The following is a 26480-nucleotide window of genomic DNA, read 5'->3' on the forward strand; positions in this document are numbered from 1 at the left end:
AAAACTCAGTAAAGCTTATATTTTACTGTCGATTATTTTTAGCAATTTTGCATAAAGGTATTCTTTCGCCTTTCCAATAGCTTGAGGAAGACTATCGCCTTTTGCTAAATTACAGCTAATCGCAGTAGATAAAGTGCAGCCCGTACCACGCATTTGTGCAACTAAACGTGGCTGGCAAAACTCAATGACGTCTTGCTTAGTAACGAGATAATCACACGCATTTATCCCATTAAGGTGGCCACCTTTTACCAATACTGCTTTTGCACCCATAGCAATAAGGCTATTTGCTTGATCTATCGCCTTCCTATCGCATTTCACCATTTCTTCGCCTAGCAAATTGGCTAATTCACTAATATTGGGGGTTAAAAGATTAATATGCGGAAGAAGCTTAGATAGAATAGCATCTTTAAGATGATGCCTAGCCAATGAGCCACCCGAGCTTGCCACCAAAACTGGGTCATAAACAATAGGCTGATTGGGCATGTTCGCCAGCCGATTTGCTATTGTAGCAATATTTTCAACCGTTGCCACCATACCAATTTTAACCGCCCTAATAACATTGGCCGTGTGCGCTGCCTCTATTTGCTGGGCAATAAGCAAAGGAGACATTGGTTCAACCGCCACAACACCTTGATGTGTTTGCGCTGTAACTGCGGTTATTGCCACCGATGATTTGCAAAAAAGGCTATTTGCCGTTTCAATATCGCGGACAATACCAGCACCACCAGAGGAATCACTTCCAGCAATAATCAGCACATGGGGTAAAGTCATACCCGCCACTTCGCTGTTTCATCGAGCCATTCCTTGACACGCGCTTCGGGATCCGAATTTAAGGTAATATCAGTTACCACCGCAGCGCTATCACAACCTGCAGCGAAAACACCTTTTAGCCGATCTATATTTAAACCGCCAATAGCAACAAGTGGTAATTGCCCGATTATTTGTCGCCACCGACTTAATTTTTCGAGCCCCTGCGGTGCCCACTTCATTTTTTTCAATATGGTTGGATAGATTGGACCCAAGGCAATATAATCTGGCTGTTGTGCAAGGGCAGTCGCAAGTTCTGCTTCATCATGGGTTGATAGCCCTAATTTTAAACCATGGCTGCGAATAGCGGCAATATTAGCAATGCTTAAATCTTCCTGCCCTAAGTGGACAAAATCGCATTTTTCCTCAATAGCCAATTGCCAATAATCATTAATAATCAATTGGCAATTATAGTTTTTGCAAATTGCCTTTGATCTTTGAATATGGTGACGAAGTACATCATCTGATTGATCTTTCATGCGCAATTGCACAAGTTTAATCCCTAAAGGGACAAGCCGTTCCAACCAATCAGCACTATCAAATATGGGATAAAATGGATCTAATCTCATGAAAACACCGCCTGACCGATAACTGGAGTGGAGGGAGATGCAAAATCGCGTGGCTCTAAAAACTGTGCTTCAAAAGCTTGGCTTCCAGCTTCAATAGCGAGTTTAAACGCACGAGCCATTTTGACTGGATCACCAGCCTTGGCAACAGCCGTATTAAGCAGCACGGCATCGAATCCCAGTTCCATAACAATTGCGGCGTGAGACGGACGCCCAATTCCAGCATCCACAATAAGCGGAATATCCTTAAAATGCGCACGCATAGCCCGCAAACCATCGCAATCACGCGGCCCCTTTGCCGAGCCTATTGGCGCACACCAAGGCATAAGCACCTCGCAACCAGCATCAAGCAGCTTTTCACCGACAATCAAATCATCTGTGGTATAGGGAAAAACCTTAAAACCATCGTCACCCAATATTTTTGCTGCTTCCACCAAAGCAAATACATTGGGCTGCAATGTGTCTTGATTGCCAATAACTTCAAGCTTAATCCAATCGGTTTTAAATAAATCACGCGCCATTTTGGCAGTAGTAACCGCTTCTTTAACAGAATAACAGCCTGCAGTATTTGGCAAAATTTTTACACCAAGATCACGAATTAACTGCCAAAATTGCCCGCCTTGATTGCCCCCTACAGTCTCGCGCCGCAATGATAGAGTTACAATATCCGTGTTGGATTGGCGAACAGCATCAGCCAATATTGCTGGTGAAGGATATTGAGCAGTGCCTAAAAGCAAACGCGAAGATATATTTTCATTATAAAGTTTTAGCATATCAACCTCCTTGCATAGGACTTAAAATTTCAATGCGATCATTTTCTGTAATCAGGCATGAAGCGCGTTCATCAGCACTTACCAACTCACAATTTTGTGCAGTTGCAAGCCAATCACCTTCAAAACCTTGCTCAGTCAACAATTCGCTTAAAAACCGCGCTTTGGTTTTAACCTTGTTGCCATTAACAAAAACTTGCATAATTTGCTCCAATTATAGTGACGTGACCCATGTTCTAAACAAGGGCTGTGAATGCCCAAAACACTCAATCAAGACATAGCCTATCGGTAACGCGACGCGCCATTTCTGGTGATAATAAAAATCCATGACGATAAAAGCCATTTATATAAAAATGGCGGTTGCCTTCTTGGCTTATTCGCGGAAAATTATCAGCATAGGCTGGACGCACACCAACACCTGTTTCAATAATTTCGCTTTCAGCAAAAGCAGGATGTAATGTATAGGCGGCGTTTAACAACTCCATCATTGAACGCGCACTAATTGGCCCATCATAATCACTCTCAATCATGGTGGCACCAATCATGAATGTATTATTACTGCGTGGCACAATATAAAGGGGAATACGTGGATGCAAAAGTCGAACGGGCCGTTTTAAATGAACATCAGGGCAACGTATAAGTAGCATTTCACCACGAACACCGCGCAGATCCTTATCAACACCCATGCGTGCAATGCCAGTTGCATCAATAATCACGTCATAAGTTTTGGTTTCTTCTTCGCTTTCTAAAGGTGCAATAAAGGCAACGCCGCCTTGCTTTAATTTGTCTTGCAGTCCTTGCAATGCTTTGCGCGGATCAATGTCTGCTTCATTGGCAAAAAACAACCCTTTTTTAAAGCGACCGGCAAGATCGTCTTCAAGCTCAGCGATCTCTTTTTCACCCACCCAAACATGACTACTTGTCCGCTGCGCAAAACGATTAAGTTCGCTATGATCACGCTCTGGCGTTAAAACTAAAGTGCCATTATGCTGAACCAAATCGGGCAAATTTTCTGCCCACCAATTCATCGCTTGCCGCCCCAAATCTTCAACAATTTGTTCCGCGCTTTCACGCTCACAAAAAGGTGCAAGCATACCACCGGCGTACCAACTTGCTGCATGAGCAAAACTATCAAGAGGCGCAGAGATCGTAATATTGGCGCCTTTTAAAAATAGTTGATAAGCAACAACCAAACCGCCAACACCTGCCCCTTTAACCAGGATTTTCATATTTTTTCCTTCCAACTCTTAAACCATTTATAACTTAGTGAAACAATGGCGCCATAAATACATCACCCATGCAATGATGACAGAACGAAGGACAAAAATGGATTTGGAATCAATATATTTTAAAGAGCAAAAGCTCATTCTACCATCCCTCCGCCAGCATAATCTGGATCAGGTTCTATGGGTCATTGCGCCGTAAAAACTAGCAATATCTCAGCCCCTTGTCAGGACTCCCCAGGTGAAATCATTTAGCTAATATTTATAGTATTTTTTACAACAGTCAAGCTATAGAAAACTAGCTCTAGCGGCGTTCTTCGGGTGCAGGCGCGGGTAAAAACGCCATTAAACAAAAAAACAACCAACCAAAAATCATTGTCATACCACCAATAGGAGCCGCATAAGAAAATAAGCGAATCCCCCACGTTTGACTAAAGAGTAAATCACCAACAAAAAGCAATGCGCCAATCATAATCAAAGCACCGCTAAGACGCGTGAACATTGACCTTTTATCAGCAAGCGCCAATGCGACTAATAAAATGCCATGACCAAGCAAAATAGGTGCAATTGCTCCATAATTATTTTGTGAAACATGTATATGAGCCGCGGCAGCATAAGATGCAATGCCGCCTGCCCCAAAAAGACCACCGGTGAAACAAAACACCCGATTTGAAACGCGTTTCATCATGCGAGTTCACCTTCTTTTTCACTTGCAATAATCGCTGGCCTTAAGGCCTCTTCAAAAATATCAATAATATGATCGGGCGCTGTACTTACCCTGATCAAGTGATCTAACCCGCTTGCTGCGGGCTTACGAATAAAAACACCACGTCGTTGTAACTGAAGCAAAAGGCTTTGCGCAAACATAGGCCCCCTTTGGCAATCCATAGCTATAAAGTTGGTAGCAGAAACCAAAGGAATAAAACCACATTCAATGGCAATGGTGGCTAAACGATGACGTGACGCAATAATTTTAGTGACAGATTTTTGTAAATAATCTTGATTTTGCAAAGCTGCTAATGCTGCCTTTTGTGTCAAAATAGATAAAGAAAAATGATCCCGTATCCTATCAAAGCCACTCATTAAATGTTTATCACCTATAACATAACCGAACCGCATACCAGCCAGACCATAGGCTTTAGAAAAAGTCCGCACACGTAAAACATTAGGGCGCAGCGGTAGCAAAGATGGTAATGTGCCTTCGGGCGCCGTTTCACCATAGGCTTCATCAAGCACTAATAATATGTTTTCAGGAAGGACATCTATAAAATTTTCAAGCCCCCCCCTCTCATGCCAAGATCCAAGCGGATTATCGGGATTAGCAAGATAGACAATTTTTGCGTGATGTGTTTTGGCCGCTTCTAACAATCCTTGCAAGTCAGAGCGATAGTCACAATAAGGAACCGAAATAATTTCGCCGCCATAGGCCGTCACATGATAATTGAAGGTTGGATAACCTCCAAGACAATTAATAACCTTATCGCCCTTTCCAACAAACTGGCGTACAATGAGCCCCAAAAGCGTATCTGCGCCCGCATCGACAGCAATATTGTCCATTTCAATATTGTAAAAATTTGCTAATGCCTGCCGAATTTCAAAATTTGTCGGATCACCATAATGCCAAACGTCATTGATACTGGCTTTTACGGCCGCTAATACTGATGGAGCTGGACCAAATGCGCTTTCATTAGCACCAATACGCGCTAAAAAACCATAGCCAATTTGCCGCTCTAATGTTTCCGGCCCGACAAAAGGAACGTCATGCGGAATATTATCAATGTGTGGCAATAGCTTTGGATAGGACATATCGGTAATAACCCATTATAAACGATCTTCAATCATTAGCATGAAGATCGATTTTAACAAGCGATATCGACTTCACTTCTGCTTTATCAAATACATAAAGAGTTTATAATGAAAGATATATTTACAATATCTCGTCAAAATAAAAAATTCTTTGTGCGCTAAAAGCCAGACCTCGGTTATTTAAGCTAAACTAAGCCATACAATACGGAAATTTAATGCCAGCTAAATAGCAGTTGCAACAAACAAAAAAAATAATAAAAACCCGGCAGCAGAGCTACCGGGTTAATTTTAAACCAATCCTAAGATAGGATTAGAATGAACGCTGAAGGCGAACCATACCTTGGAAGGCATCTTGACCCTTCATGCTATCACGAAGACCTGAGTAAACAGTACCGTCAATAACACTTGAATTGAAGCCGTAGTTATTATTCCACTTAACATATGTAAGTTCAGGAGTGATTGTCAAACCAGGAACAAGTGTATGTGATACGTTTATAGACGCAGCTAAAGTACGCGCATCATCATATGATACTTGATAGTTAAAGCTGGTATTTGGTGTGAACTTATATGTACCACCAGTCCAGACAGCCCAGTCACCACCCCAATCACCATAAATGGAATTGATTTGACGATAAACACCAATTGTTCTAGATGTAAGAACATTTTGAGCATTGTAATAGCTACGAACGCCATCTACGCCATATGAACCATCTGCAACATAATAGTCATCCATCGACTTATAGCCGCCCATCACCCAAACAGACAATTGATCAGTAACATTAATGTCTGCACGGATTTTACCAGCCCACTCTTCATTACGGGCATCATAAGCAGCAACGGCCGAAAGTGACCCCCAACCTTGAGCAAATTTTAAACCACCAATAACATGCGGCGCATAATCATCGATCTGCTGCCCCAATACTTTTCCGTCTGCACGGATAGTATAGCCACCATTGGCAAGATAATCACGATGATAGCGGTTACCGTAATCATCTCCATCTTCATTACCTTGCTCAACACCCAAGATAGCGGAGAACCCATTACCTGCATTGAATGTATAGCTAATAACGTTTGTACGTGCAAATTCCATTGGATTAGCAACATCATCATTCAACACGCGACCGTAATAACCTGTCCAATGATTAAATATTGATTCGTCCATACCTACGCGAAGACCACCAAGCTCGATATAAGCAAAGCGAAGTTGTGTCTGGTCTTTAGCGTTGCTATATTCTGCGCCACCCTGCCATTGTGAGCGAAGCTCTACAAATGTGCGAAGTGTACCAAGCTCAGTCTCTGAAGCTGTATGGAAACGAAGAGTTGCACGTGTGCGCCATGCATAAGTGTCACGATCAATTTGATTACGTGTACGAGCTTTAACGTTGTCGCCACCTGCGATGTCGGCGCGAACATAACCTGAAATGCGCATGCAAGTTTCTGTACCAGGAATGTAATAGTAACCTGCGCCATAAGCGTCGCAAACGCGTACATATTCTACTGGTTCTGGATCTGCATAAGTTACAACTGCATCAGCTGCTTTTGCACCAGATACTGCAACAAGTGCTGCAGCTGAGCCAAGAAGAAGACTCTTAATGTTCATAGTATGACCTCCAGTCAAAGTTTTAAATAGGTCGGGGCAATTTAGAATTATGAGAGTAAGCTCCCGATCCCCTTAACCGAAAAAGTCGCCCCAAAGCGCTCCTTCTTCTTTCGACAGCTATACAGCTTAGCTTTTTACCACACAACCGCTAATTGATATTTGGAACCATTGTTAAATCAGTAAAATCCACGCTGTTGCAGAATAGTCACATTCCTTATACTCGGACCAAAGATCGTTTCGCTAATTTATAGTTATACCGCTCTAAAGCAGCAGATTTTGCAATCCAAAGCTCAACCAGCACGATTAAAGCAATTTCACCTGACATATTCTTATAGTTTAATAGATTTGTGCTAAAGAGACATACTCTATCCTTGTAAAGTAATAAAGCCAATCGGTAAAAGAGGAATTTTTTTACGAAAACATATTTGGAATAGAACTACAATCTACATCTAAAACTTCGAGTATCGGAGCTTCAATGTTGGAAATGGCGGCGCATCTCATATAATAAAGGAAATTATGATCGGCCTAAGGACGCATAACATTAAGCGAGTATGCAAGACAGCAGACGCAAGTTGCATGCTATCCTATTCTAGGCTTCATAAACGGCGCGCCATAAAACTATCTTTTAACTTTCAAAAAAATAAAAATATTTAAAAAAAAGGTCTTATACCATGAACATTCAAATATTATTATTTTAGATCATTTTTCTAGCAGCACCATAAGCCATAGCCTATTTTTTCTAACCAAGTCACTTAAATTAATAGGCACACATACAAAAAACCCGGCAGCAGAGCTACCGGGTTAATTTTAAACTAATCCTAAGATAGGATTAGAATGAACGCTGAAGACGAACCATACCTTGGAATGCGTCTTGACCTTTAAGGCTATCACGTACGCCGTATGATACCAATTCACCAGAATTGCTATAAAGTGCTTTATAACCGTAGTTATTGTCCCACTTGATGTATGAAAGTTCAGGAGTAATTGTCAAACCTGGAACGATCTGGTGAGAAATATTGATTGACGCTGCAAATGTACGGCTATCATCATAAGCTGCTTGATAGTTGAAGCTTGTGTTTGGTGTAAAGCGATATTTACCGCCAGTCCAAACAGCCCAATGACCACCCCAGTCACCATAAGTTGATGTAACAGCGCGACGAACGATAATACGATCTTGACCGTCTACAAGCCAATATGCCTGACCGCCTTCAACATAGCTATAGTCATTATAGTAATCGTCCATTGACTTATAGCCACCCATTACCCAAACAGAGAACTGATCGGTAACATTGATGTCAGCGCGAACTTTACCAGCCCACTCTTCGTTGCGTGCATCATAAGCTGCAACAGCTGAGAGTGAACCCCAACCCTGAGCAAATTTCAAACCACCAATAACATGTGGAGCATAATCATCAATCTGACCACCGAATGAACGAACACTTTCATAAGGATTCAAACCAGCATAACCAGCGGCGTTATAGTAACGGCTATAACGGATACCTGATGAATCGTTATCATCTTCATTACCCTGTTCAACACCAATGATAGCTGAGAAGCCATTACCTGCATTGAATGTATAGCTGATTACGTTTGTACGATTATATGCTTTAGGTGTCAAAACATCATCATTGATAACACTACCGAAGTAACCTGTCCAATGATTGAAGATTGATTCATCCATACCTACGCGAAGACCACCAAGCTCGATGTAAGCAAAACGAAGCTGAGTTTTATCAGCTGCATCACCATATTCTGCGCCACCTGACCATTGTGAGCGAAGCTCTACGAATGTACGAAGTGTGCCAAGCTCAGTTTCTGAAGCTGTATGGAAACGAAGAGTTGCACGTGTGCGCCATGCATATGTATCACGATCAATACCGAATACATCACGAGCATAAACGTTGTCGCCGCCTTTAATGTCAGCGCGTACATAACCAGAAATGCGCATGCAAGTTTCTGTACCAGGAATGTAATAGTAGCCTGCGCCATAAGCGTCGCAAACGCGTACATATTCTACTGGCTCTGGATCAGCATAAGTTACAACTGCATCAGCTGCTTTTGCGCCAGATACTGCAACAAGTGCTGCAGCGGAGCCGAGAAGAAGGCTCTTAATGTTCATTGTATGACCTCCAGTCAAAGTTTCACATAGGTCGAGGCAATTTAAAATTGTTGAGAGCAAGCTCTCGATCCCCTTAAACGAAAAAGTAGCCCTGAAGCGCTCCTTCCTCTTAATTTCAACATACAGACTAGAATAATTGTTACAACCCATAAATGCAGTTTGAAACGGTTATCAAAACAGTAGCACCTCCCTTGTTGCAGAAAAGTCACAAAAATGTCATTAAAGCTTCAATTTCGGTATAAATTGTTAGGAAAATGTTAATATATTAACGAATTACAGTTGGGGATAATGCAATTGCATTACCAAAATATAGATGATCAAGACTCAAGATAATGGTCAAAACATAGCCTACCATTCATGAATAGTTAGACACGCGGAGGGAAATTTTAGGATGATTCTAATTTTAGCCCGCCCAAAATCGATCCTTTTAAAAAAAAATGTGTTTTTTATTAAATAGGGCTTGCACTTGTATAAATAAGTGTTTATTGGAACCACATCTCACGGAGAGATGGCCGAGTGGTCGAAGGCGCTCCCCTGCTAAGGGAGTAGGGCTCAAAAGGCTCTCATGGGTTCGAATCCCATTCTCTCCGCCATAAATAAAATATTCTAAATATGTTTTTTTATAGAGATATTTTACAATCTTTTCTTGAGAACTCTATGGTGTAACGCCTAATGGCGTAAAACTGACACACAGACTTACTTGCCGTTCATTTATTAAAATCTTTTCTAAATTTATTAAGGGAATTTTTCATAATCTTTAAATATTGGAATCTCACTTCACCATCTAAGAGCCCCCTGTACAGTACGGGATAAATATTAATACGGAACGAAGTAAATTTGCTTTTATACATAATCAGCTTGCAAATTAATATATTGACAATCTACGTTGTGCTTGGCGGGCGATAAGAATAACAACCTTACTTGAATTAACATAAGATGGAATGAATTTTAACCACCAACAAATAGCTTTATGCGACCTTAATGATAAAAACTCTCCCAAAGGTGCTCGAATTAGCAATTTTATAATAGTCAATTAAAATATTTCTTTTTTTACGCATTCTGAATCAGAGTATTTAAGCATATTAAATACTTAAAGAGGATCAATATGTTGAAATTTTTTTTCAAAAAAACATTTTTTTGTTTTTTTAGCAATTATCTTGTCAGGATGTGCAAGTAGCCAGCCACCCGTAGCATCGCGAGTTTCGAATCAATTAGTCGCAAAAGTTTTTAGTACTAATAATCAACTTGCAGTCACCGCTTTTGAAAAGATTTGCGTTGAGAATGCGTTTTAAAAATTAAAATTGGATAAAAGCTGCTAAAGTCTATAGTGTGGGTAAGATTACTTTAAAAATTCCAATGGTAGCAAATGTGGCCAAAGAGTTGAGACCAGCATAACCACCAGTGATGGTATGATGGAGTTTGTTATTATTGCACCAAATAAAGCTTTGCCAAGTCCGCGTAATTACCGGAAAATCACTTATTATGACCAGTCTATTTGGTACGAGTATGATGATGCAAAAGCATTGGATGTAAGACTTGGCATGATGTTAGTCAAAAGATTTAAGAATGACATCACCATACCACAGGAAGTCAAAGAAAATAAATCGAATCCGCAACGGGGTTTAATATTATACGGCCCTACATATGCCAGTTATGAGAATGGTAAACTGTTACGCTATTCCTTATCTGCGATAGGTAGTGCAAATATTCTATCTACTAATTATAAAAGCTAAAAATCAAAGCAACTTAAGACTGTCATATCTATAAGGATACAATTGTTAATCGGTCTATTATAATTTAAATGTTTAATTTTTGAAATTAAACCCACCCATTGCGGTAGGATTTTTATGCAAAAATAATCATAGGAACGCATGAATGCGATATCGGCGTTTAAATTGCAAGATTGACCGGCTTATTGCCGATGCTGATCATAGCGATAAAAGTCACGCCCGTTTAGGTAAACGTTTAGAAAATGTTTAAAAACCAGTTTATGATTTTAACAGATAATGTCAACGTAAAATTGGTGCGTGAATGCGTGTTTCGCTTATCTATAATGTTATTGGGGGAACCTTGATTTTGTATTGGAGAAGTAAATTTCAATCTTGAAAGTATTTTGATTTTTTCCCAAAATCATTCTGGGAGCTACCCCAATAAACGAAAAATTAAAAACGTGCGTGTCGTTTGTGCTACACTCGCCTGCTTATATCTGCATAAGGCTGCACAATAAAGAAATTCTATACTCTTATAAACTAGCTCAACTATCAGCTTTTAGGAAAATTAACTGGTTCTTTAAGGGAGGATTGAACTCCCGACCTCCGACTTATAAATTAATTGGTCTATATGGAAAGGCCCGAACTAAGATGCATAGAGCCTAAATTTTAATGAACGTTTAGAACATCTCCTCATTTTAACCACCTCATGAGGTTCAAATGAACCTAAAAGCACTTCTTTTTATTCTACCCCTGCCCTAAACCAATTTTTCAAAAAGATTAAAATGCTTTAAATATTGAAATTATCTTACCCCAATAAGAAGCCAAGGTTCCACCAACAAAAGCAGAGATTAGAGAGACAAGCATTAACGCGCCAATGGCTCGCTCTCGCCACCGGTTGAAATCAGAAACTGGCTTTTCAACCTTTTCAAGCCGATGCAAAATTTCTTTTGCCGTACGTTCTGTATGATCTTGTTTTCGCTCAATGCGATCAATTCTTTCATATTGTAAGGCTCTCTTTTCTGTCGCCCTTTCCATATCTTCAATAGGACGGTCTAATTTGCCCTCAATAAGCCCAATGGCGCGGTCATGTGATTCTGTCACTTCCAGCACCTTTGCTTTTGACCAAAGCGGTCTGTTGATAATACCCACTTACTCAAAAGCGGTTCGGTTTGGATTAATTGCACTGGCTCATTTATCGCTGGTGGTTTTGTCCACCCTGCGCAAGAAAACTTTGCATTTGTCTGGCATCCCACCAATGGCAAGGCACAAAGCATAATTGCTATAGCTATTAACTTCATATTGGATCTCATTTGCTGTTTGATAGGCTTTAACGGCTGATTTGAGTGCAGCCTCTTCTTCATGCTCACGCCCATAAATGAAGCCGATTGATGCAGCGATGGTGATAACGGCAATCAAAACGCCAATTTTGTAACGCCACGTCATTTAAGTGTTCTCGCTTTTTGTTCTCTTAATGAAATAAAATGCACCAACGATTGCACCAATAACCATAATTGCCGCTAAGCCCCATTTAAAAGGTCCGTGACCACTTGCAAAGCCTGTTAACCCTGATGCTGCACCAACGATAGGCGCGATCACCTCTGGTTTAATTAAAGGATTGTCTTTAACAGCTTGTGGCTTCACATAATTAGATGAAACAAATTCACCCTTAACCCATAAGCTGCCCTCGGCTGAACGGCGATTAACAAGCCCTTGCAAGCGTTTTCCGCCTGCCTTGACCCATTTCATCAACTCGGCTGGCACTGCGTCATAGTCGCCATTATTGAGCTTTTTAAGCAATGTCGATTTTTTAAATGCCATAACACCAACATTATAGGTAAATGAAACAAGAGCTGCGAATTGGTTGTCGTGTAATTTAACCTCAACCGATTGTTCAACTGCTTGCTCATATTACGTCAAATCATTAGCAAGGATTTTCTCGGCTTCCTTTTCAGTGATAACCATGCCTTGCCGCAGATAAGGATCACCCGCCATGCTTGTGTGACCATAGCCGATAGTCCAAACCTTTGCGCTGTCTAAATAAGCCTTTGTTCGTAAGCCTTCCCATTGCTTGATATGGTTTAAGCCGTCTTGATTGATTTTGCGTGTCATTCGTTTTCCTTTGCGCATAAAAAAAACCGCCAATTAGCGGTATGTATTTCAAAATTTACATTTAATTATTCAAGCCGCGAAGCCCATAACCACAGATCGTTTAACTGACTTTCACTAATGTTATTGATTGCCGCAAGGTTATTCACAAGCGGAAAATCTCGGTTAAAGCTGGTTGCTTTTGTAATATCAATTTTAACCTCGTTACGCTCGGTTTCATCGGCTATATAAAGTGGGCTGCCCTCTGTTGTGATAGCAACAACCAATTGTTCCTCTGTTACGCCAATAACAAGCGCAGCTTGCCAAAATTGACGTGCTGTTAATGATGGGTAAATAATCGGCTTTTCTGGCTCTGGTGGCTTTTCTTGCAATAAGCCGTCTATAGTTGGATCGCCAAGCTCTTTAATAGTGACGCTTTCGCCGCTTTCTGTGTACCATGTTTCACCGCGATGATCTGGTACGATAACCCATTCACCATGCATCATATTATCTGGCGTTCGGTTAAACACTGCCGTTTGATTTTTGCCAGTTTCTGGCGGTGCTATCAATGTGCAGAATGCTGGGTAAGACCATTCATTTTCTCTAAATGGCGATTGTTTCGCTTGGCCTACCGCCAAAAACTCATATGTAATATTTGAATAATTATATATTAAAGGTGCGGTCATTTTTGCCTCATTGATAACGAATGCACATTAATAGCGCGACATTTCGTGGACGGTTTTCATTTGCTGTAGGGACGACACGAGAAGCATCAAAACTGGGGTTAGCGATTGAAGTTGCGGCATTACCTTGCGGATTAGTGTTTGAATAATTCCCTAACTGCGAACCGCTAAACGCACCGGAAGTAGTATAGATAGGCGAACCATTTTCGCTACCATGAATAGTGAAATTACCTGTAATATTCCTTATTGCATCGCCTTGTACTGATCCAAGCGTGCGGCCATTATCAAGGCCGCGCCCATTATCTAAGCCGCGAATAAATTCCCCGCACAAATATGGTAAACGAAAAGTTGTTGAGCCGTCACCAGTTGAATAAGCACCAGATTTAGATGTCCAATCCGCCTCACTTACTGCGCCACCATATTTTTGAACTACAGCCCAAAGCAAAGGCGCATCAGCTCTATTGATAAGCTGTCCATTTGCCTCTAACCAATCGTCTGGTGCTTTAGCTAGGGCAAATGGAGCCGTCATGCCAACATTATTGCTTTGCGACTTTATACTTGCAGCTATTTGCGATCGTTCACTTGCCGTCAAAAATAAATGTTTCGTACCCTCTGTGATGTTATCAGAATTGCGCAAATCTTGAATTGCTTTTCGTTCTGAACTTGTCAAAAATAGATTAGTGGAACCTTGCTTGACATTATCAGAATCAAGGTCAACCGCTTTAATTTTATTATCTGCATCACCTACAATAATTTGATTTTCAGCAAGCGTTAAATCTGCAATTTTCTGCAAATTAGAAAAATCAAATAATGTAACTGTACCATCAATATCATCGCCAATAATCCCCATGCCTTTGGTCATTGACAAAGAAGAAATAGACGATAGCAAGCCTGAATTAATCTTAGACAGAAAGTCGCGAACGGCTGCCGATAAGCTTGATCCATCTGGTTGATAGCGTATGAATGTTTCAATTGTTCCTGCCGCACTATCTGGGCAATCAAAGAACAATTTACCGCTTGTTGCGCTTGTAACTTCCGCTATGGGCAACACCATGCCATTGCTATGATGTATTGTAAAGCCAGGTAAAATATTTACAGCTTGCAAATCGGCGCCATTAGTCACGGTAAAATCTTTTGATCCTGCCGTTAAGACAATATTGCCAACTGTATAGTCTGGCCTTGCGCCAAACCTATAGTTAATATTATTCGCCATTAGTCACCTCGTCATCATCAATGATTGCTGGCATTTGTGGCGCGTTTATTCGTGCCGTTAGCCTGTCAATCTCTGCTTGCTTTAAGGCGTTTTCAGATTTAAGTTTTTCAACTTCTTGTTGTAAATCCTCAACTGCAAGTTGTGTATTGTGCAAATTGGTTGCTGCTACTAAATTACGATTGCGAAAAAATGCGCTTTCGGCCATAGCTTCGCTAGCCGCCACCTCGTAAGGCACGGTTATTTTATTGTTATCCATGTTATTTTTTCCTTAAAGCCCTGTTATATCAATGATCCAATAAAACATTTCGTTGTATTGCCGTCTTACTGTACTCCAACCATATTGTCCCTTATAAACCGGATTTTGTCCTGGCATTGTGAACCATTTTGCAGCATCTAAAATTAAACCGCTCCCGGTATTGCGTGGCGTATATACGTAAATATCTGATGTTGCTGTGTTGTTTTGCTTGTATCTTATAGTTATGCTTCCAACAGATAAAGCAAGAGCAGCGTAAGTCCTCCCTGCTTTTAGTGGCACTGTTATGCTTTCTGGTATCCATGTGGGGTGGTCTGGTAATTGTTGAACTGGTGTTGCATCAATTTCCAGACTACTGATAGGAAGAATACGACTTACCGCCGCTACTATAGAAAGCGGCTTTAAAGCTGAATGATACATCAATTCGCCTGAAGCATTAAAAACGCGCAAACCAAATTGATCTTGTGGCGTTGGGTAATTTTTACCAAAAGCATACCAATAAAATGTTTCCATTGGATTCCATGTATTCACAATGTAATGCCAAACACCGTTTCTTTTCCCATTTTGCACTATAGTTGCGCCTGAATCTGATCTTACTACTACCAACAATTGTTCATCTGACTGTATGTAAAGATCTGTAGCTCGGTCGATCATGGAAGGGCTTGCCCCCGTTCCCTTTTGCACTAGAACATAATTTCTGTAACTATCATCAATTTGCACAACATTATTATCATTAAAAACTTTTAAGCCGACTGCCATTAATGATATACCCCATATAAAATATATGAAGCATAATTATCGCCGATCCGATTACTACCGCCTACCCATTGCCATTTTAAATATTCACCCTCCACCCAAACGCTTGCAAAAATAATAGAATTTGTGTTGCCATTTTTTAAAAACATATCATCCCAATTTATATCTCCAATAACCCAAGGGTTGCCAGTTGAAAATTCGGGAATATGTAGTTGCCCGCTATCGGGCCAGCCTTTGGTGTAAAGGCTACCTAGTGTTCGGCACGGCTGCATATCGGTGTCAAAATATATTTGCCCGTTTTCGTTAAATAATCTTAATCCCTGACCCATTATTCACCTACCATAAACCTAATTGAACGCGCAAAGTGTTGTTGCCATCATAAACAAGCACTTGACTGTTGTTCATAACTAGCCGCGCCCCGTTTTCTGAACTGCGAATAATCACTTCACCCGACCGTGAAACTGAAAACCGATTATTAATATTGATTTCACCAGCTTGAACCCTGCCAATATCTGCTGCATTAAGTCGCAACTTGCCTTCTGCAAAGATGAAAGGAAATTCGCTATAACCTTCACTGGTCAAAATGAACCTATCTGCAACTGCTTGAATGTAACTTACATCATTGCTATCTGCCGTGATGAATAAAGCAGATTTTTTGGTTACGCTTCCTGTAGTTACTGCCGCCGACAACCCTATCCTTGAACTGCCACCGACATTATTAACTTCGGTTGTTACGCGGAATAAGCCATTAGCTGAAACATTGCCGACTTGCGCCTGTGTAGTGTCAACCCGATTAGAAACGGCTGTTAAACGCCCATCAACATTAGTTACCTTTGTATCAACTGAACTGATAGCCGTTGCATTGGCTTGTAAGCCCGTGCCTGGATCGTTAATTTTGCTTTCAATAGTGGTTGTGCGATTGGCCCAAGCTTCAACATCATTTGCTAAAGCAATAGTGCGTTCTGTAAATTTAGCATCTACATTCGCAACGCTTGCGCTTAATTCTTCCGTTTTAAGTGCCACTGCTTGCATTTGATTTGCAACGACTGATATTTCCTCGCGATAGCCGGCTCTTACATTACCAACGGTTGAATTGATCTCACGTTTTAAAACCTGAACCTGCGAATATTGGTCTGTGACCATATCCGCAACAAGTTTATCCATTCGTTCAATGTTTTGGTAAATGTATTCTTGGCCATCTGCTAACCATTTTAACTGACCATCAATTTTTTTATTGATTTCAGCTATATCAATGCCAAAGTAAACATCTAAATCAGACAACCGAATATTTGCCGTTTTGACCACAAGCCATTCAGACCATAGCGTGTCACGATTAGGCGAACCAATATAGCGACCGCGAACATAATATGTTGTATTAGGCAAGATAGCTTGGTGAGCAATAAGCGCAACGCCAACCTCATATTCATCAATTCGACCACTTGCAACTGGTGTGCTATTAACAGTTAAAACAACTTCATATTGTATGCCCCAAATATCAACTTGGTTGCCATCCCAATGAAGTTTAATAGCTGGCCGTCTTGCATTGTTTGAATTATCAAGAATTTCAGACGGTTCTGCATACCAGCCAACAATAGGTTGTGCTACTGGTCTAGGGCTTAAAGTTGGCGTAAATGTTGGTTGAACATAATTATCGGGTATGGCAAAATCATTTGGATCAACCTCAGATATGGTTATTGTTATGTTTTGACCAATTTGCCTGACAATATCATCAACGCGGAATTGCTTATTGCTGTAGAAATTACGCTTTGAAGTCCAAACGATAATATCGCCACATTCAATCGTGCTATACTTGTATGGAAGCGTTAAAACGTGCTTGCGCTCACGTCTTGCAGCTTTAAGGCTGGATTGCATAAGCCTTTGAACTTGAGACCATCTATAAACTGCTGTTAGCTTAATATCAGATAATAAACGCCTGCCACCGTCTTGATCTTCAAATATATCACTATAGACTGGTGTTGCTACTTTGCTGTTCCATCCTTCCTCTGGCTCTGGGTAACTTGCGGTAATACCATTGATTGAACTATCAATTGAGTGAAATGGAATATATTGCTGTGCATCATCGCTGATAATATCGCCATCTGTAAAAGCCATGACTGGCGTGTCTGGCTCGGCAAATACAATGCGATATTGCCCGCCTGTATCAATCAAATCCGCATTACATGCCGCCCTTAGTGCGTCTAATGTTTCTAGGTTTTCTGCGTCAACCGAAACCTCAAGACCCGATAAAAAACGTGGCTCCAAACCACTTGGCCCTTGAACCTGTTCACGACAAAAATTAACCGCCTTGATCCAATTGTCGTTTGGCAAGCGCACCTGTGACATATTTTGAAAGCCATAAAACCATTTTTTTTGGTTAAGGCTGTTTTTGCGGTAAATACCAAGCAATAGATTATAGATTTGAACGGCTGGTAAATGATCGCCATCACCGCCCCATGTGCTTTGGTCGGCTAAACGGTGTGAGCCATTACCACCAATAGAACTATCTTTTGACGGATCATAGAGTTTTAATCCCTCAACTTCAAACTTGAATGATGGCGTGCCAGAAAATATCTTAGCATCGGCTTGCGCTGTAATAACCACATAGGCCATGCCGCGACCAATACGGCTATTTGCATAAGAACGGTTATTGAAAGAGCCGATAACGCCGGTGAGCATTGAATTGGCTACGGTCTGATTGCCATCATGGAAATGAATCCAGAGCTTGTTGTTATATTCTTTAATTGGATGCCCAAAACCAAGATAAGTTGAGTCATTATCAATAGTAACTGGGTTGCCATCCACCCACATTGCAGTAATGCCTTGAACCGGCATATCTGATATTGCGATAACTTGTGTTAAAAAAGCGTTTGGTGTTTCTTTATCGCCGCCCCAAGTATTTGCATAAATCAGCGATCCAGCCGTAACAGTGCGCCCCATGATGAAAGACCGTGCAATATCGCCGCCGCCTTGCAAAGTGCCTTTAACGCCGTTTTCATAAGTTTGCGTTTTACTTTGCTTCTTCTTGCTAAGTTGATTACCTAGTAAGCTCAAACCTACGCCAATAGCTGCACGAACAAGCGCACCGCCAAGGCCAGCCCATAGCCAACCAGCAGTAGCAGCCAAGCCACTAAAAAAAGCCATATTGTTAAACCTTTTATTATTTATAACGGCTTAAAAAAATGCCGTTCTTGCGCAATGTAACCGCGCCTTTGATAAAGTTTTTCAGTGATAGGATTATAGCCTAAGCCAACCATAGAAGCGTATTTGCAACCACGTTCAACCGCCCACCTCTCGTAAAAATTAAGCATCTTAAGGCTTTCAAGCCCTCGGCTTTCAGGCTCTATGAACCATGCAATTTCTTGCGCAACTAAATCAGTTGAAAAATGCAAATAGCCGCATTGAGCCGCTAAAAAACCAACGATCTTATCGTCTTTAACCAATATAATGCAAAGGTGATTAAAATCATCTAAGCATTTTGCAAATAGATTATCAGCCATGCGATATGAAAAAGGCAAAGTAGTGCGTGATGCTTCATGAAACTGTTTTGCAAGAGCAATGATCTCGCCTGCATCTTCAATCCGTGCAAGTCTTATCATACGTTTGCCAATGTGCTAAAGTGGGAAGAAACACGGCCAACGCCAGTAGTGGGTACTGCCTCGCTTTTTTGCCCCCATGTGTGAACAATGGTGCTAACAACTGTCGTGTCTTGGCAAAAGTTATCACAGGGGAACCAATTTTGCTGATCTGCGTCTGAACGTGTAGAAGTGTTCATGCGTCTGATCTCTTGTGCGTGCGAATTGATTGTTAATTCAATGCTACCATCACCTCCTGCCTCTGGTGTATTAACTGTTATTTCATCAATATAGCCAAATAGCTGACATTGCGCCGCATCTAATGGAAGTCGAGACACCGGATCAAAAAAGCCCTCATAAATTTCAAAGATGCCTTGCTTGAAATTATAGGTATGAATGTAATTATAGCTTGCATCTTGGATCTGTGAGAATGTCACTGTTGTTGCTTGCGTTTGCAAGCCGATTGATTGTGATAAGCCGCTAATTGAAACTAGAGAACCTGACCCTTCAAAATTTCGAACGACTTCTTGCCCGGACAATGGATCTATGACGGGGAAAGAAACATTACCAACATCATTCCAAAAGCCATATTCAAATGGTGCGCCATTATCTAAGCGTTTAATCTTAAAATAAGTGAATGAGCGAACCATAATAGCATCACTCTCAAGTGCTGCCTGAACTTTTGCGCTTACTGCTCTCATAATACTTGCTCCGCGTCAAAACTGATTGAACCGCGCCCTGTGTCGTCAATACTCATATCCAAGCTATCTTTTGAAATCCGCATTATACAATAAGTGTCAGTTAACTTAACCTTTACGCCAGCTAGAATTGTAGAGGGAAGCGGCGGAGAAACTGACACTTGCGTTGCGTTAATAACCTCATAAACATTGTGTAGGCTCGCTTCGCCGATTTGCATATAATCGCCAACTGACAAAGTGAAACCGCTTGGAAGCCCTGCAAGTGAAACGCTATTGCGATCCGTTGTTATTGTCGACAATGTAACATTGCTAACATCTGGCATTGAAACGCCATCGCGCAAATAAGCTAAAGGCTTTTTAGCAGGTGCATAGCCATAAAACTTTTTTAGCGATCCTTTCATGCGAATGAATTTGGCTCGCCATTCTTCAAATTCGTAAGGGTGCATAGACTGGTATAAATTCCATGACGCAATCCAATAAGGCGTTGCCATATCTTGCACCAATACTTGACCACTTGCTGTCCGGCTAAATTCTTGGTTGTACTTCAATTCAAATTTTGTGCTTTTGCCTGGAAAGCCATTCAATAAATCTATTGGCATATCGCCCCCATAAAAAAAGCCTCACTAAAAGCAAGGCTATTAATAACGTTCATTTTTGATAATTTGTTGTTTTGATAATTAACGGCTGGCATTAATTGCACCCTACACCCTCAAAATAATTTCTTGAAACCTATTCATTATTGAAAAGGCTTTTTGATATTATGATAATAAAAAAAGAGGCTTGAAGCCCCTTTTGTTGTGGTTAAGATTACTTGCCAAATCCAGCAACTGCGCTATAGTTTGCAGCATTAACATTTTGAAACATTGAAATACTTTCTATGTTTAGATTTTTAATTTTAGCAATTATTATGTTCTAAGTTACGTCTACAGCTAAAAATGAAGGTACTACCAGTGTAGACGAAATCTGTGAAATGTTTGGGCGTATAGCAGAAGGAATTATAGCTCAAAGGCAACTTGATATTTCTATGTCAACTGTTATGGAATTGATATCGTCAGCAGAAGGGCCAGAAGATCAAAAACAAACTATTCGCAAATTAGTGCTACTTGCTTACGAGCAACCATCATATATAACCAAATCAATAAGAGATGAAGAAACAAGAAGATTCCGTAATCTTGTTGAAGTGACATGCTTTAAAAAAAATTACAATAAATAAGTCACCACCATGGCTATAATTCTAAAACCGCTTTGACGGTGTTTTTATAACGCCTCTTGTCACTTGCTCGGCTACCTGTTTCAATTGTGGTGATTGTGCAAATTGTTTGATTTGTTGCTGTGATATTTCTTGCGCCTTTTGCCCAACAATAACATCAAAATATTTTGAAGCCTTAACATCAACGCTAACATTGGTTAGCGTGCCACTTCCGCCTGGATTACCACCCTCACCATGCTGCGACACACCAAGACGACCTTGGGCATCTCTTTTAAGCGGTAAAATAGCTTCTGGCCCTGCTTCCCCCATAAGTCCACTTGAAAAGCTGCCACCATCTGCAAATCTGAAAGCCGTTGGTTTTGAAATAATAGAGTTCGTAAAAGCACCACCTTTTGCAAATCGTTGTGAGCCTGTGCCAAATGCGCCACCATTTGCATACAGTCCAACTGGCCCTATTGCGCTTGGCGCAGCAGGAAAGCCACCACCTAGACCACCCAGCAATGAACTTAACCAACCACCTCCGCCACCTAATCCAAGCAAATTACGAAATAAGCCGCTTATAAGATCATTGGTTGCCATGCTTAAAATCTGATTACCAAGATTTTTAAAAGCGCTTCCAAGGTTTTCCGTGAATTTTGTACCATTCACCAAACCGGCTGTTAATGTATTTGCAAAACTTTGAGCATAACCTAATCCCATCTGCAAAATTGAATTATAGCGGATAGCTGCCGCAGCTTGTTGATTGCTGCCATAAGGAATATTATATTGGTTCATTTTATCATAAACGCCTTGCTCCACTGTGGACAAGCCCATGCGTGTGCGTTCATTATTTAAATCAGCATTTAATTTCGCTTTGGCCGTAGCTTCGGCAATTTTTTCATATGCTTCTGCTTTTTGTTCGGCATCTTTAACCATTTTAGGTGTTAATTTACCAAATTGCTCTTCTGCCGCCTTAAGCAATTCTAATTTTATTTTATAAGCATCAGCAGCAATACCTGTTTTTCCCACTAATTGGGTCTCAAGCTCCAATTGCAACATACGATCATCTGCGCTTTTTAGCAAATTTTGATATGCGCTTGAAACGCCTTCTAACGACTTAACACCGTTATTTGGATAAGCCTGATTTTTCAAACGGTTATCATTGGCAATTTGGCCCTTAATGAAGCGATCTTCTTGATCTGGTTGCAATATGACTTTATCTTTGATCGCATTTTGTCGCAATTGAGTTAGACGTGTGTCATAATCAATTTGTTCCTTTGTTCGCGCGTTTAATTCTTCTTGCTTTTTAAGGTATGCCTCACCTGCCTCATATTGTGCTTCTGCTGTCTTATATGCGTCAATAGCTTGCTTACCAATATCAGTGAATGGTTTGATAAATTCCGCCCAACTAGCATTCGTCATTGTTTGGTTAATAGCGCCCGAAATATTATTAACTTTGTTAAGCTCACCAACAACTTGCCCCAAAATTTCAAGGAGACCTCTAGCTTTAGTGCCAAACATTCCATCTAGTTTTTTCTGTGCGTCGACTGCTGCATCACCACCTTTCTTTATTTCATTTAAAAGATTTTCAACAGTTTTCTTTGCGCTTTCATTTTGACCAGTTGAGTGCGGATCAAGCAACCAATTAAAGTGTTGTTGTGTCTCGTCAATTTTATCTAAAAGCGGTTGTAAATTTAGATTAACACCTTTCTGAGCCGCTGCTTGCTCTAGCGCGTTCATATATCCAACTGTTTGCAGTGCACTTTTTGCATAAGCTTGTAGCTTTGTATTTGCTTCATCCAATCCCTGTGCCGTACCAATACGCTTAAGCGCCTCTTCTGTACTTATCATTTTAGCATCAAGGTCTTGCAATGTTGCTTTAACAGCTAAAACGCCTTTTTGGGTTTGCCCCTCATTAACTGTAAAGCCTCTTGGTGCGCTTTTAATTAAGTTGGGCAATTCATCCCCCTGCGATCCTCCCCACCAACCACTACCCTCACGCAGTCTTTTATATTCAGCTTGTAACTCGTTCACCTTGTCTGTGGTTTCATCGAGCACTTGAATATTATCTGTTGTCGATTTTACCCCATCCATACCTTGAGCGGCTTCTTTCGCCATTAGCCCAAGACTTTGCAATTCACTCTTTAAATTAGCTGTACGTTCTGTCGCATCTTTAGCTGCCCCCTGATATGAAGCAACAGCTAACGAAACCGCTCCCACCGCAGTAACTGCAACGCCTAACGGCCCCCCCAAAAACGATAGCCCTCCCATTGCAACACTCATTACTCGTGCAGAAAATGAAGCGTTTTTCATCGCAATATTCATGACACCCAATGTTTGTGCCGTTGTTTTGCTTTGTGCCGCCATTGTAAGGCTTGCAGCATTTACGGCCTTATTAGCTAAAACTAATTGTCCTGCAGCCTGTGCTCTGGTCATGCCAACCAATTGACCAGCCTTAGCCGATTCAAGTGCTGCAACAGCCAGCACTCTATCAGCTTGTGCAGCTTGCAAAGCAGCGGCAGCAGCATTTTTGTCGGCTAATGCTACCTCATGCGCTGCCTTTGCCCTTGCAAGTGCAGCTGATCTGGTATTAAGCATTGTCGCGTTAGACTTTAAAAAAGCCGCATCAAGTGATAAAATAGAACTTAACGCCTTGGCTGGCTCGGCAATCATCGGACCAAATATACGTCCTGCACTAATTGCACTAAATGCAAGCATTGCATTCCCAACAAGGTCCATATTATTTGCTAATATTTGCAATCCCCCGCCAATAAGATGAGACGCACCTGTAATTTCATTCATTGTGCCGATATATTGCAATCCCGCATTTTGAACGAGTGTTACACCCTGTTCCATTGTAATTGGCATTTTTTGAAACTGGGATTCAATTGTACTTCCAGCAGCCAGGATTAACTGTAAAAATTTTGCAGTTGTTATCTCGCCCTCTGCACCAAATTTTTTGAGTCCTTCAACCGTTGTACCAAAGCCATCTGCAATAACTTGCGCTAACAAAGGTGCATTTTCACTGATGGAGCGTAATTCATCGCCTTCCAGTACGCCTGAGCCCAATGCTTGCCCTAGCTGCAAAATGCTAGCGGCCTGCTCCGACGCTGTCGTACCACCTAGAACAAAGGCCTTAGAAACAAGATTAGTAGCTTTTGCAATATCTTCTTCTGACTGTGCAACACCTTTTGAATTTCGCAAAATATGTGAATAGAGACTAACATATTCTTCAAGTCCAGTCCTCGCATTATCTGCCCCGGATCGCAATTGGTTCAGTGACCGCGATTGCATACCTGATGCTTGGCTAGCAGCTTTGATTTTATTACCAGCATTTACCCAAGTGTCGGCAAATCGCATAACTTCTTTTGTTGCAAGGTCGATACCCGCAATTTGTAAAACGTTTTTAAATCCGCTGAATACTTTTGTTGCACCATTAGCTCTATCTGCAATTCGCGATAGTGCTGTTTCTGTTCTTTTAGCACTAGTGTTAAAGCCATAAAGGCGGTTTTCAATAGCTTTCGCAGCACCGCCCATCTTATCCATGCGCTCTGCTGCTAATAACAATTGTGCAGAATTAACAGTTATGCCAAGATTAGCAATATCCATGTTTAAACTCCAATAAATATAGGAACTGAATTAATTTTTATTTTTGTAAATGAACCAATGGCTCTGCCAGCTTTTTCTAGAAAGAAAATTAATGGACTTAGTATATATTTTATTGGGCTTCTCATGCTTGGTTTTTTTTTATATGTAATTTACCAAGTAACGGGATCCAATCAATCAAACGCACCCAAAAACCTAAACATTCCAACTGATATGGAAAATACTATGCAATCAGAAGAAAAAACGGCCGCTCAAATTGCTACTGAAAATCTCAACCAATTGGCTACAGAATACAATTCTAGGTTTGTAAAAATAACACAAAAGCTAAATGTAACAGGCTGGTTAGGAGTCATATTTTTTATTGGTTCGCCAATTATAAGTATTCTTATGTTAGGAAACCAAATATCACAAGCAAGTATGCGCTACTCTTACAATGTTCCCAATTATTCATTGCAGTATTTAATCTGCGGATTTTTAAGCTTATTGGGCTTAATTTTCATTATTATTGGACGTGATTTTTATTATCCAAAGCAAGACAACCAATAAAATAAGAGGGCTATTGCGCCCTCTTATTCATTTCTGCAAGCGCTTGTTCCCTTGCTTGTGCCATAGCTGATATATAAGCTGTATCCAATGCAAATATGGCCTGTATATCATACCTATTCATAATGGTGCCGGTTAAGTCCATCCAGTCTTTTATATCCCTTGGCTTAATAGGTTCTAATCCGCTTTCTGTTGGCGTTCTAAAGCGGGATAGCTGACTAAACCAAGTAAGTATATGTTGCCCTGCCTCTGGCGGATCATAAGAGGGTACATCATGACCAAAGCGCAAATTTCTTTGCGCTCTGGTTTCTGTTCCCTTTTTAAAAATTGGTGTTTCATATCGTACTTTTAATACAATATAATCCATCAATTCAAAGGTTAGGGTTTCGTAAAATTTGCAAGCCTGTTGGCTGCCTCAACAACTTGCGCAAAAATCCAGTCTGTACTTTGCAAAATTTCTTTGGCTTTTGCAGTGCTAAAAATTGGCTTTTCCCCATTAAAGTCATTGTCGTTAAAGTCCCAATCAATGATATATGAGACAGCCTTATCAATCTCCCATTCAATCGCTTGTGACGCTTTCACCTGCTTCTTGGAAATGTGCCGTTCTTGAATAAGATCAATAATTTCGCGCTGTTTGGCCTTAGCAATATCGCTTTCGGCAGAACGAATAAAAAATTTGACCCCGATAGGTTCAAACGTAACGGGGTGCAACATATCCAACGTGTAGGATTGTTCTTTTTGAATAATTGTTGATAAATCCATTGATTGATCTCTTAAACTTAAGCGCTAATGGCTTTAGGCGCGACAACGATCTCTTGTTGGTTGTAACCAAATGTAAAGGTTGCGGTTACAAAGTCCTCAACGCCTGCACCAGATGTTGCAGGACCAGTGATAAGGCCACGATTGTACAAAACAGTATTTGTCATTGTAGCACTTGGCGCATCTGCCAATTCGCGCTTAAACGCATAATTATAATTGCTACGAGCAGCCTTAACCAATGCCAAATATGATTCATCAGATGAAACGAGGGCAAGCTCAAGCGTACCACTACCAGCATCTGTCATACCCTTTGCTTTTTGGGTAACAGTTGTATCAATTGTATCATAATTAACAATATTGGTTGTTGAACCAGATTCTGGCAATTGACCAATGTTTTTCACTTCAAGCCATGTTAAAGCTTCAAATTCGGATTGGGTTAAGTCTTTCGATTGTGGTGTGGTGCAAATATAGAATTTTGAACCTGAATTAGTATTAGCCATGCTTATTCCTTTGCATCGGT

27 protein-coding genes, 1 tRNA gene, 1 pseudogene and 1 riboswitch are annotated in these 26480 nt (G+C 40.8%); of the genes and pseudogenes, 4 read left to right on the forward strand and 25 right to left on the reverse strand.

Translation table 11 applies throughout. From position 1 onward, the window contains the following. Window positions 1–15 precede the first annotated feature (15 nt). The 9 genes from N5852_RS11005 to N5852_RS11045 all read right to left on the reverse strand — a co-directional run bounded on the left by N5852_RS11005 (window position 16) and on the right by N5852_RS11045 (window position 8891). A complete protein-coding gene (locus N5852_RS11005; protein ID WP_262097834.1) occupies window positions 16–771 on the reverse strand; it encodes a hydroxymethylpyrimidine/phosphomethylpyrimidine kinase in 756 nt (251 codons plus the stop codon). Then, complete coding sequence (locus tag N5852_RS11010; protein WP_262097835.1) at window positions 768–1376, reverse strand: thiamine phosphate synthase; 609 nt, start codon at window positions 1374–1376, stop codon at window positions 768–770. The genes N5852_RS11005 and N5852_RS11010 overlap by 4 nt, the downstream gene beginning before the upstream one ends. Further along, window positions 1373–2146 carry a thiazole synthase gene (locus tag N5852_RS11015; protein WP_262097836.1) on the reverse strand — a complete coding sequence of 258 codons (774 nt, stop codon included), beginning with the start codon at window positions 2144–2146 and terminating at the stop codon, window positions 1373–1375. The genes N5852_RS11010 and N5852_RS11015 overlap by 4 nt, the downstream gene beginning before the upstream one ends. A gap of 1 nt (window position 2147) precedes the next feature. Next, window positions 2148–2345 carry a sulfur carrier protein ThiS gene (thiS, locus tag N5852_RS11020; RefSeq protein ID WP_262097837.1) on the reverse strand — a complete coding sequence of 66 codons (198 nt, stop codon included), beginning with the start codon at window positions 2343–2345 and terminating at the stop codon, window positions 2148–2150. Between the two features lie 64 nt (window positions 2346–2409). Next, a complete protein-coding gene (thiO, locus tag N5852_RS11025) occupies window positions 2410–3372 on the reverse strand; it encodes a glycine oxidase ThiO (RefSeq protein WP_262097838.1) in 963 nt (320 codons plus the stop codon). A gap of 127 nt (window positions 3373–3499) precedes the next feature. Then, window positions 3500–3616, reverse strand: a riboswitch (TPP riboswitch). 54 nt (window positions 3617–3670) lie between these two features. Next, on the reverse strand, window positions 3671–4054 hold the full coding sequence (locus N5852_RS11030) for a DUF423 domain-containing protein (protein WP_262097839.1): 384 nt from the start codon (window positions 4052–4054) through the stop codon (window positions 3671–3673). Continuing rightward, a complete protein-coding gene (locus N5852_RS11035) occupies window positions 4051–5172 on the reverse strand; it encodes an aminotransferase class I/II-fold pyridoxal phosphate-dependent enzyme (protein WP_262097840.1) in 1122 nt (373 codons plus the stop codon). The genes N5852_RS11030 and N5852_RS11035 overlap by 4 nt, the downstream gene beginning before the upstream one ends. A 310-nt stretch (window positions 5173–5482) precedes the next feature. Continuing rightward, entirely contained in the window at window positions 5483–6772 is a 1290-nt protein-coding gene (locus N5852_RS11040) for a porin (RefSeq protein ID WP_262097841.1), read from the reverse strand. An 829-nt stretch (window positions 6773–7601) separates the two neighbouring features. Continuing rightward, window positions 7602–8891: a porin gene (locus tag N5852_RS11045; protein ID WP_262097842.1), complete on the reverse strand. Its 1290-nt coding sequence runs from the start codon at window positions 8889–8891 to the stop codon at window positions 7602–7604. Between the two features lie 502 nt (window positions 8892–9393). Here N5852_RS11045 and N5852_RS11050 point away from each other — a divergent pair. Both N5852_RS11050 and N5852_RS11055 read left to right on the forward strand, forming a co-directional pair. Continuing rightward, window positions 9394–9484 (forward strand) — tRNA-Ser (locus tag N5852_RS11050). Window positions 9485–10300: 816 nt separating this feature from the next. Next, window positions 10301–10624, forward strand: a complete 324-nt coding sequence (locus N5852_RS11055) for a hypothetical protein (RefSeq protein ID WP_262097843.1) — start codon at window positions 10301–10303, stop codon at window positions 10622–10624. 756 nt (window positions 10625–11380) lie between these two features. Here N5852_RS11055 and N5852_RS11060 read toward each other — a convergent pair. The 12 genes and pseudogenes from N5852_RS11060 to N5852_RS11115 all read right to left on the reverse strand — a co-directional run bounded on the left by N5852_RS11060 (window position 11381) and on the right by N5852_RS11115 (window position 20462). Further along, complete coding sequence (locus tag N5852_RS11060; RefSeq protein WP_262097844.1) at window positions 11381–11704, reverse strand: hypothetical protein; 324 nt, start codon at window positions 11702–11704, stop codon at window positions 11381–11383. Between the two features lie 87 nt (window positions 11705–11791). Further along, on the reverse strand, window positions 11792–12046 hold the full coding sequence (locus N5852_RS11065) for a hypothetical protein (protein ID WP_262097845.1): 255 nt from the start codon (window positions 12044–12046) through the stop codon (window positions 11792–11794). After that, window positions 12047–12712, reverse strand: a pseudogene (locus N5852_RS11070) (lysozyme). Between the two features lie 65 nt (window positions 12713–12777). Continuing rightward, on the reverse strand, window positions 12778–13374 hold the full coding sequence (locus tag N5852_RS11075; protein WP_262097846.1) for a hypothetical protein: 597 nt from the start codon (window positions 13372–13374) through the stop codon (window positions 12778–12780). Between the two features lie 7 nt (window positions 13375–13381). Beyond that, window positions 13382–14584: a phage tail protein gene (locus N5852_RS11080; RefSeq protein ID WP_262097847.1), complete on the reverse strand. Its 1203-nt coding sequence runs from the start codon at window positions 14582–14584 to the stop codon at window positions 13382–13384. Continuing rightward, window positions 14574–14840 (reverse strand): hypothetical protein, encoded by a 267-nt coding sequence (locus N5852_RS11085; RefSeq protein ID WP_262097848.1) that lies wholly within the window; start codon window positions 14838–14840, stop codon window positions 14574–14576. Before N5852_RS11085 ends, N5852_RS11080 begins: the two co-directional genes overlap by 11 nt. Window positions 14841–14852: 12 nt before the next feature. Continuing rightward, complete coding sequence (locus tag N5852_RS11090; RefSeq protein ID WP_262097849.1) at window positions 14853–15596, reverse strand: hypothetical protein; 744 nt, start codon at window positions 15594–15596, stop codon at window positions 14853–14855. Then, window positions 15596–15922, reverse strand: coding sequence for a hypothetical protein (locus N5852_RS11095; RefSeq protein WP_262097850.1), 327 nt, complete (start codon window positions 15920–15922; stop codon window positions 15596–15598). The genes N5852_RS11090 and N5852_RS11095 overlap by 1 nt, the downstream gene beginning before the upstream one ends. Window positions 15923–15929: 7 nt before the next feature. Continuing rightward, complete coding sequence (locus N5852_RS11100) at window positions 15930–18734, reverse strand: phage tail protein (RefSeq protein WP_262097851.1); 2805 nt, start codon at window positions 18732–18734, stop codon at window positions 15930–15932. A 20-nt stretch (window positions 18735–18754) separates the two neighbouring features. After that, window positions 18755–19189: a GNAT family N-acetyltransferase gene (locus tag N5852_RS11105; RefSeq protein ID WP_262097852.1), complete on the reverse strand. Its 435-nt coding sequence runs from the start codon at window positions 19187–19189 to the stop codon at window positions 18755–18757. Further along, the gene (locus N5852_RS11110; protein WP_262097853.1) at window positions 19186–19866 is read right to left on the reverse strand and encodes a hypothetical protein; all 681 of its coding nucleotides are present in this window, start codon (window positions 19864–19866) and stop codon (window positions 19186–19188) included. Before N5852_RS11110 ends, N5852_RS11105 begins: the two co-directional genes overlap by 4 nt. Beyond that, a complete protein-coding gene (locus N5852_RS11115; protein WP_262097854.1) occupies window positions 19863–20462 on the reverse strand; it encodes a hypothetical protein in 600 nt (199 codons plus the stop codon). Before N5852_RS11115 ends, N5852_RS11110 begins: the two co-directional genes overlap by 4 nt. A 371-nt stretch (window positions 20463–20833) precedes the next feature. On the opposite strand from N5852_RS11115, the gene N5852_RS11120 reads away from it, so the two are divergent. Further along, window positions 20834–21076, forward strand: coding sequence for a hypothetical protein (locus tag N5852_RS11120; protein ID WP_262097855.1), 243 nt, complete (start codon window positions 20834–20836; stop codon window positions 21074–21076). Between the two features lie 21 nt (window positions 21077–21097). On the opposite strand, the gene N5852_RS11125 is transcribed toward N5852_RS11120, so the two are convergent. After that, a complete protein-coding gene (locus N5852_RS11125; RefSeq protein WP_262097856.1) occupies window positions 21098–24661 on the reverse strand; it encodes a tape measure protein in 3564 nt (1187 codons plus the stop codon). A 57-nt stretch (window positions 24662–24718) separates the two neighbouring features. On the opposite strand from N5852_RS11125, the gene N5852_RS11130 reads away from it, so the two are divergent. Next, window positions 24719–25204 (forward strand): hypothetical protein, encoded by a 486-nt coding sequence (locus N5852_RS11130; protein ID WP_262097857.1) that lies wholly within the window; start codon window positions 24719–24721, stop codon window positions 25202–25204. A gap of 10 nt (window positions 25205–25214) precedes the next feature. Here N5852_RS11130 and N5852_RS11135 read toward each other — a convergent pair whose 3' ends face one another. Genes N5852_RS11135 through N5852_RS11145 form a run of 3 tightly spaced genes read right to left on the reverse strand, consistent with a single transcriptional unit; the run spans window position 25215 to window position 26460 of the window. After that, the gene (locus N5852_RS11135; protein WP_262097858.1) at window positions 25215–25568 is read right to left on the reverse strand and encodes a phage tail assembly chaperone; all 354 of its coding nucleotides are present in this window, start codon (window positions 25566–25568) and stop codon (window positions 25215–25217) included. Window positions 25569–25579: 11 nt separating this feature from the next. Then, window positions 25580–25963 carry a hypothetical protein gene (locus N5852_RS11140; protein ID WP_262097859.1) on the reverse strand — a complete coding sequence of 128 codons (384 nt, stop codon included), beginning with the start codon at window positions 25961–25963 and terminating at the stop codon, window positions 25580–25582. Window positions 25964–25980: 17 nt separating this feature from the next. Then, entirely contained in the window at window positions 25981–26460 is a 480-nt protein-coding gene (locus N5852_RS11145; protein ID WP_262097860.1) for a hypothetical protein, read from the reverse strand. Window positions 26461–26480: the final 20 nt, after the last annotated feature.

Source organism: Bartonella sp. HY328, assembly GCF_025449335.1.
In the GTDB taxonomy this organism is placed as follows: Bacteria; Pseudomonadota; Alphaproteobacteria; order Rhizobiales; family Rhizobiaceae; genus HY038.